This window comes from Saccharomonospora halophila 8 (assembly GCF_000383775.1).
In the GTDB taxonomy this organism is placed as follows: Bacteria; Actinomycetota; Actinomycetes; order Mycobacteriales; family Pseudonocardiaceae; genus Saccharomonospora; species Saccharomonospora halophila.
On sequence record NZ_KB912556.1, the window covers coordinates 31,587 to 35,793 of the forward strand.

General features: G+C 73.8%; 1 protein-coding gene and 1 pseudogene. Both read right to left on the reverse strand.

Going from position 1 to position 4,207, the window contains the following annotated elements:
* Positions 1-3,496 (reverse strand): glycosyltransferase (locus tag SACHA_RS26160; RefSeq protein WP_019810053.1); only part of this gene is annotated, 3,496 nt, incomplete at its 3' end.
* 10 nt (positions 3,497-3,506) lie between these two features.
* A pseudogene (locus SACHA_RS21815) lies at positions 3,507-4,207 on the reverse strand (hypothetical protein); the annotation flags it as partial.

Here is a 4,207-nt window from a genome sequence, read left to right on the forward strand (position 1 = left end):
CGGCGTGGTGGTGTGCCGGGCGGGACCTCCGGGCCTCAGGGGACCCCCGGTGTCGGCCGGGCGGGCCCCCGCCGGGAAGCAATCGGACCCGCCGACGCGCGGCGAGATCCTCGGCCCAGCCGAAGGCGAGCACCGTGAGCCCGGTCAGCACGACGGCCACCGCGAGGTGGCCGGGCCAGGAGTACCCGGTCCACCACATCAGCGCCGGCGCCGCGAGGAACACCGCCACGTTGTGCCACAGGTACACGGTCACGGCCCGCGCGTTGAGCACGGTGACCAGCCTGCCCAGGACGGGCGTGCGGTCCAACCAGCCCATCGGCGGCCGTGCCCGCAGCAACACCGGTACGACCGCCGCGCTCACCAGCGCCTGCCCCAACGGAATCTCGTTGAGGTCGTACGAGCCGTCCCCGGCGGGGTGGGTCGCGGTCCACCAGAGCCCGGCCGTCGCCAGCGCCGTGGCCACGGCCACGAGCACGGCGGGCCGGACCCGCGCCAGTGAGCCGTCCCGGTGTGCGAATCCGAGCACCCAGCACGCGCCGAAGGTGGCGAAGTCGAGAACCCCCTGCCCGACCGCGTCCACGCTGCTCAGCGGTGAGCCGAGCACGGCGTCGCCGGCCACCAGCACGAGCGGCGCCGCCACGGTGACCAGCGGCCACCGCCGGTACGACCGCAGCAGGACCGGGCTCAGCAGGACCAACCACAGGTAGGTGCGGACGTACCAGAGCACGATGGCGGCGTCCCGGCCCAGTCCCCACTCGCCGTACGGCGGGTCGAGCACCGGGAACACCCACAGCAGCAGCTCGGGGGGATTCAGGGGCGTGGCCCCGCCGTCTCCCGCGGACCCCGCGCCGTCGAGGGTGGTGCTCCAGCCGTGGGCCAGCATCAGCGGCACCATCACCACCGCCAGCACCCACACCGGCGGCAGCAGCCTGCGGATCCGGCTGCCGACCACGTCGACCGGTGGGGTGCGTTCCATCGACCGGGCGGCCAGGGAACCACCGATCGCGAACATGACGCCCATCGCCGGGAACGCGATGCTGAGCCACGCCCACCCGACCGTGTGGTAGAGCAGCACGCGGGCCAACGCCGCCGCACGCAGCAGGTCCAGCCACCGTTCGCGGACCGGCGCGAGCGCCCCGGACCGCGCTGCCGTGCCCGGGGACACCTCGACCGGAGGGTCGGACGCCGGTCGCGCGGCGGCCGCGGAACCGTGTCCGTTCGGACCGGGAACCTCGGTGCCGGCGGGCAGAGGGTCGGCGGGCAGAGGGTCGGCGGACGACCGTGCGGGTGGGACCCAGAGAACTCCGGGAAGCTGCGGCCGCCGTGCGGTCGCGCGCGTTCCCCCCGGGCCGTGGACCTCCTCCGCCGCGTGCCCCTCCTCCGGGTGGTGCCGCTCGCGCGGAGGATCGGTGACCGGGCCGGGCCGCGTGATGCCGGCACGGCGCAGGTGTTGCCACCGCACCCGCACGCCGGACACCGCCGCGAGCACCGACTGCACCAGGACGACGTACATCAGCTGCCGGTACACCAGCTGCTGCGTGGGCAGCAGCCACAGCACCGACCGCGACTCCCGGTCGAGACCGAACGCGCAGTACGCACCGACCCCCTGGATCGCCAGCATGGACAGCCACAACAACACGGTCGTACCCGGGTCGAGGAAGAGCACTCCGTAGAGTAGGAAGACGTCGATCACCGGGGCCAGCATCGGCAGCAGCACCTGGAACGCGAGGACGTGCAGCAGGCCGAAGCGGCCCACACGGCCCGCCGCACCCCGCTCGACGATCGCCCGGCGATGCTTCCACACCGCCTGGATCGTGCCGAACGTCCACCGGAACCGCTGCTGCCACAACTGCCGGACGGTCGTGGGCGCCTCCGTCCAGGTGACGGCGGTCTCCTGGTAGACGGTACGCCACCCCGCGCGGCCGACCGCGATGGTGAGGTCGGTGTCCTCGGCCAGGGTCCGCGCGCTGAGCCCGCCGACCGCCTCCAGCACCTCCCGCCGGAACGCACCGCCCGCGCCCGGCACGGTCGGCATCGACCGGGTGACGTCGTACACCCTGCGGTCGACGTTGAACCCGACCACGTACTCGATGTGCTGCAGACGGGCGAGCAGGGTCTCCCGGTTGGCGATCTTGACGTTGCCGGACACCGCGCCCACGGTCGGGTCCGCGAAGGGCTGGACCAGTTCGCGTACGGTGTCCGGCTCGAACAGGGTGTCCCCGTCGACCATGACGACCAGGTCGTGCGTGGCCGCGGCCACGCCCGCGTTGAGTGCCGCCGCCTTGCCCCCGTTGGGCAGGCGCAGGACCCGCACCCCGGGCAGTCCCAGGCGCTCCACCACGTCGGCGGTGCCGTCGGTGGAGCCGTCGTCGATCACGAGGATCTCGACCGGGTGGTCGCCGGCCACGGCCGAGCGCACGGTGGCGGCGATGTTGGTGGCCTCGTTGTACGCGGGGATGAGCACCGACACCGGGCGGCGGACCGGTTCTCCCCAGCATGCCGGATGCGCACGTCGGTACCGGGCGTGCCGCCGGGCGAGGACGAGCAGCACCAGCAACCGCGCCACTGTGAGCGCCCCGACCACGATCAGAGCCCACTTCAGCACCGTCATCATCGCCCTCGCGGCCGTGACCAGCGCGGTCAGCGCCGACCCGGAGAAACGGTCGTCCACGGCGGCCGGGTGTTCCGCGTCGATCCCGACCGCCTCGCTGACCGTGGTGAACCGGTAGCCCTGCCGCTTCAACTTCGGGATCAGCACGTCCAGCGCCGCGACCGTCTGCGCACGGTCGCCGCCGGCGTCGTGCAGCAGCACGGTGCCGCCACGCCCGTTCTCCGGCGTCGCGTTGTCGACGATCGCCTCGACCCCGGGACGCCGCCAGTCCTGACTGTCCACATCGGTGAACACGCTGACGTACCCGTGTTCGGCCGCCGTGCGCACCACCCGGTACGCCGGATCGTCGAGAGCCCCGACCGTGGACGAGTACGGCGGCCGGAACAGACGGGTGGTGACCCCGGTGGCCCCGGCGAGCACCAGCTGCGTCTGGTGCAGCTCCCGTTCGACCCGCCAGCCCCCCGTGGTGGCCAGGTCCGGATGGGTGAAGGTGTGCACCCCCAGCTCGGACCCGGAGCGGTGGATGCGCTCGACCAGCTCCGGGTGCCGGGATGCCATCGAGCCGACCACGAAGAAGGTGCCCGGGACGTCGTGCCGGTCGAGCACCTCCAGCACCCGCGGCGTCCAGGTGGGGTCCGGACCGTCGTCGAAGGTCAGGGCGATCGTGCGGTCCGGCAGTCCGGTGGAGACCACCTCGTCGCCGGTGGCGTCGACGACCGAGCCCCCCTGGAGGACCGAGGAGGGCACCGTGCCGTCGCCGGCGAACTCCCGTTCCGGGTTCGCGTCGTTGCCGATCTCCGAATTGGACCACCCCGCGACGAGCAGCATCGTCACGAACAGCACGCCCACGACGGCGACGACGATCCACGACCCCCGTATCCGCACGGTCGTCCCCTCACCGGCCGGACGGGGGCGACATCCGCCCGAGCGCGCGCTCCGCGGTCAGCATGATCCGCACCGGCCGGGGTGTGTCCGCCCACGCGGTGTCGTCCCCGCCGAGCCCGGAACCACCCACCGGGTACCACGACGGTGCCGACGTCTCCGTCCCGTCGCCGGGCGTGGCCGGGCTGTCCCCGCCGACCCGCCCGTCGCGGTTCCCGTCACGGTCGGCGTTCCCGTCCCCGTTCCGCGAATCCCCGTCCCGGAAGTCCTCGTGCTCGGGGTCCCCCTCGTCGCGGTCGGGCCGATCGGACCCGCCACCACCGGAATCCCCGTCCTCCGGGGTCCCGGCACCGGTGTCCCCGCCGCCGGTATCCCCGGAGTCCCCTTCGTCGGAGCCGCCGTCCCCGGAGTCGCCGTCCACGGAGTCGCCGTCCCCGCGGTCGCCGTCTTCCGGAGCTCCGTCGTCGGGATCGCTTCCCTCCGGAGGTGGAGGAACGGGATCCTCCTCCCACGGGTCCCGGTCACCCGGGTCGCCGGGAGCTTCGCCGTCCCGGCCGGTGCCCGGAACGTCCGCCCCTCCGTTCTCCTCCCGAGCCGTCCCGTCCGGGTCGCCGGCGTCCCGGTGATCGCGGTACCCCGGCCCCGCGGGAGACCCGTCCACGGCGCCGGAAGTGCCGGAGACGTTCCGCCCGGCCGCGTCGGGCCGCTCCGCCG